Here is a 3,675-nt window from a genome sequence, read left to right on the forward strand (position 1 = left end):
GATCGGCTTGCCGGCGGCGTGATGGGCACGGATCGCCTCGGCCATCGGGCGGTTCCGGCCCAATGCGCGCAGATGGAGTTCGGGATAGCCGCCGGGCAGGTAGAGGCTGTCCACGGCCGGCAAGCGGGCGAAACGCACTGGCGAGAAGAACAGCAGTTCGGCGCCCAACGCCTGCAGCAAGTCGAGATTGGCCTGGTAGAGAAAGGCAAAGGCCGCATCGCGTGCAACGCCGATGCGCACACCCGCCAGCAGCGGTTCGAGCGGCGTACTGGCCGGCGCGGCGAAAGTGACCGGGGCAGGCAACTCGGTGTCCGCACTGACTGCCAGGGCATCTGCCGCGGCATCCAGACGGGCGTCCAGATCAGCCAGCTCCTCGGCCTGCACCAGCCCCAGGTGCCGGCTTGGCAGTTCCACCTCGGCACTGCGCGGCAAGGCGCCGTACCAGCGGATCGACTCCGGCAGGCTGTCGCGCAGAATCTCGCCATGCCGGGCGCTGCCGACCCGATTGGCCAGCACGCCATCGAACGGCAGGTCCGGCTGGAAGCTGCTCAGCCCGTGCGCCATGGCGCCGAAGGTCTGCGCCATGGCCGAGCCATCGATAACCGCCAGCACCGGCACGCCGAAGCGCCGCGCCAGATCAGCCGCCGAGGGCGAACCATCGAACAGGCCCATCACCCCTTCGATCAGGATCAGGTCGGCCTCGCCCGCCGCTTCCCAGAGCAGGCGTCGCGACTCCTCTTCGCCGACCATCCACAGGTCGAGCTGATAGACCGGCTTGCCGCTGGCACGCGCGAGGATCATCGGATCGAGGAAGTCCGGCCCGCATTTGAACACCCGCACGCGCTTGCCCTGCCGCGCATGCAGCCGCGCCAGAGCGGCAGTGACTGTGGTCTTGCCCTGGCCGGAAGCAGGTGCGGCGATCAACAGCGCCGGGCAGTTTCTACTGGTCATCGCGGTCTCCCGTTCACCATTTCACGCAGGCAGGTGCCGTAGGGTGGATGACGCGTCACCCATCCACCGTCACTGGTCGAAACGATCATCAGAACTCCACACCTTTCTGCGCCTTAACACCCGCCTTGAATGCGTGCTTGATCAGGCCCATTTCGGTGACGGTATCCGCCGCCTCGATCAGCCCGTCCGGGGCGCCGCGGCCGGTGACCACCACGTGCTGCAGCAGCGGCCGCGACTCGATGTCGGCAAGCACCGGCGCCAGCTCCAGGTAGCCGTACTTCAGCGCGATGTTCAGTTCGTCGAGCACCACCAGGCCGATCTCGGGATCGGCCAGCAGCTCGGCCGCAACCGCCCAGGCTTCGCGGGCCTTGGCGATATCACGCTGGCGATCCTGGGTTTCCCAGGTGAAGCCCTCACCCATCACGTGGTAGCGCACCTCGTCCGGGAAGCGCCGGAAGAACGCCTCCTCGCCGGTGCTGGCCGCGCCCTTGATGAACTGCACCACGCCGACCTTGATGCCATGGCCGAGCGCACGCGCCACCATGCCGAAAGCCGAACTGCTCTTGCCCTTGCCATTACCGGTGTGCACCAGCAGCAGGCCGTACTCGTCCTGCGCCTCGGCAATCTTCTCGTCGATCAGCGCCTTCTTGCGCTGCATGCGTGCCTTGTGGCGATCGTCGCGTTCGCTGGACTCGCTCATGCGCGGGCCTCGTCACGCTGCCCGGCCCAGGCGCGCAGGCCGACGAACAGCAGCGCAGCGACGCCGACATACAGCGCCAGGGTCGACAGGTAGCGCGGGTAATAGGTGGCGATGCGCTCGGCCAGCAGCGCCAGGGTCGGCTCGGGATAGCGCCCGGAGAAATAGAGGAAGCCGCCGCCGGAGAACAGGTAGCAAACGAAGGCGCTCGCCATCACGCACAGCGCCAGGGTCGCCAGGCTGCTGAAATGGTCACGATGCAGACGGGCGTAGAGTCGACCGCCCAGCCACAGCGAACCGTATGCCGGCACGAGCATCCAGTACGCCGGCGACATGCACCAGTCGCTGACACCGGCCCACTGGATGGCGGCGAAATCCAGCAGCGAAGCCTCGAGAAACAGTGCCGGAAACACCCACTTCGGCCGCACCAGCACGCCGGCGAGGAAGAACACCGCCCAGGACGCGCTGGGCAGGTTCACGCTGGCGAAGTGCTGTCCGCGGGTCATGGCCAGCAGCGCGGCAAGCGCGAGGCCGACCAGCAGCTGGTATCTCGGGGCAAGCTTGATCATTGCAGTCTCCTTCTGTGGGCGCGGGCGACATGCCCGCGCCGCGGTCTTACAGCGCCTGGTAGCGCACGCTCAGGTAAGCGGCCTGGCCGGGCTGGTTGTAGCCCTCGGCGGTCTCAAAGTCGGCGTCCAGCAGGTTGGCGACGCGCGCCTGCAGGCGCCACTCCGGGGTGATGCGGTATTCGCCACGCAGGTCGAGGGTGGCGTAGCCGGACAGCTCGCGGGTGTTGGCCAGGTCGTCGTAACGCTGCCCTTCGGCGTGCAGGCTGGCGCCAATGCTGAAGGCACCGAGCCGGCGGTCGAGGTCAAGGTTGAATAGCTGCTTGGCCCGTCGCGCCAGCTCGTTGCCGCGGTTGGCCCCGGCGGAGCGGTTCTCCGGTTCCAGCAGGCTGTAGTTGGCATTCCAGTCCCAACCGAGCAACTGGCTGCCGAGCACCAGTTCGACCCCGCGGATGCGCGCTTCCTGTACGTTGGCTGGCGCGGAAATGCTGGCGTCATAGGCGATGAGGTCATCGACCACGGTGCGATAGGCATTCACCGCCCAGTGGCCCCAGCCATGCTGCCCGGCAAGGCCGACTTCGAGGCTCTCGGAGGTTTCCGCATCCAGCTCGGGATTGCCGTAGTCGGGGAAATACAGCTCGTTGAAGGTCGGCGCCTTGAATGCCGTGCCATAGCTGATGGTGCCGCGCAACCAGTCGGTCAGCGCATAGCCGTAGCCGATGTTGCCGGTGTCGTGCTGGCCGAACTGCTCGTTATCATCACGTCGCAGCGACAGCTGCCAGTCATGGCGACCGACCTCGCCCAAGTACTGAGCGAAATAGCCGTCGTTGTCCCGGGAATCCTCGGCATACAGCGTGGTGCCGTTGACCTCATCGCGCTGGTGGTCGGCACCCAGGATCAGCGTATGCCCCGCGGCCAGCTGGATATCGTTCTGCCAGCTGAGCGTGTCGCGACGGCTGTCGAAGCGTGAATAGAACTGCCCGTCCTGATAGGCATCCGATTTGTCTTCGCTGCGCCCGGCCTGCAGCGTCACCAGCCAGGGTTCCAGCGGACTGAAGCGCGCACGGGTGCCGAAGACCCTCGACTCACCATCGGCATTGGCGCCGAAACCGGACGTGCGGGCCCGGTTTACGCTGTCGTAGTCGTTATGGGATTTGGCCTGCAGCAGGTTGGCGTCCAGCTCCAGGCCGTTGTCGAAGCGGTATCCGGCGCTCAGCGTCGCGGACAGGTTGCGATAGCCATCGGCATCGCTTTCGTAGCCGCTGGTATCCGCCGACTTGACGTTGATGCCGTCGGTGTCCGAGCCGCTGACGCCCAAGCTGTACCAGCCACGGCCGTCGCCGCCGGAAACACCGGCGCTGCCCGTGTAGGTGTCATGGGTGCCGTAGCCGGCCGAGAAGAACGGCTTGACGCCCTGCCCTTGCCCCTTGCGGGTGAATATCTGGATCACCCCGCCGATGG

At 66.5% G+C, this 3,675-nt stretch carries 4 protein-coding genes; all 4 read right to left on the minus strand.

Annotated features, from left to right (window positions below; translation table 11 throughout):
* A partial coding sequence (locus tag LO50_RS21970) for a cobyrinic acid a,c-diamide synthase CobB (RefSeq protein WP_044316365.1) occupies positions 1-951 on the minus strand: 951 nt, incomplete at its 3' end.
* An 88-nt stretch (positions 952-1,039) separates the two neighbouring features.
* Positions 1,040-1,651 carry a cob(I)yrinic acid a,c-diamide adenosyltransferase gene (gene cobO, locus LO50_RS21975; protein ID WP_044316366.1) on the minus strand — a complete coding sequence of 204 codons (612 nt, stop codon included), beginning with the start codon at positions 1,649-1,651 and terminating at the stop codon, positions 1,040-1,042.
* Positions 1,648-2,217 (minus strand): hypothetical protein, encoded by a 570-nt coding sequence (locus LO50_RS21980; RefSeq protein WP_015277759.1) that lies wholly within the window; start codon positions 2,215-2,217, stop codon positions 1,648-1,650. Before LO50_RS21980 ends, cobO begins: the two co-directional genes overlap by 4 nt.
* 46 nt (positions 2,218-2,263) lie before the next feature.
* Positions 2,264-3,675 (minus strand): TonB-dependent receptor domain-containing protein (locus tag LO50_RS21985; protein WP_044316367.1); only part of this gene is annotated, 1,412 nt, incomplete at its 5' end.

The organism is Stutzerimonas stutzeri, from assembly GCF_000935215.1.
Classification (GTDB): Bacteria; Pseudomonadota; Gammaproteobacteria; order Pseudomonadales; family Pseudomonadaceae; genus Stutzerimonas.

What these genes read in the sequence shown, in the direction of transcription:
- cobO (WP_044316366.1), bottom strand. Translation starts at nt 1,651, where the DNA reads ATGAGCGAGTCCAGCGAACGCGACGATCGCCACAAGGCACGCATGCAG.
- LO50_RS21980 (WP_015277759.1), bottom strand. Translation starts at nt 2,217, where the DNA reads ATGATCAAGCTTGCCCCGAGATACCAGCTGCTGGTCGGCCTCGCGCTT.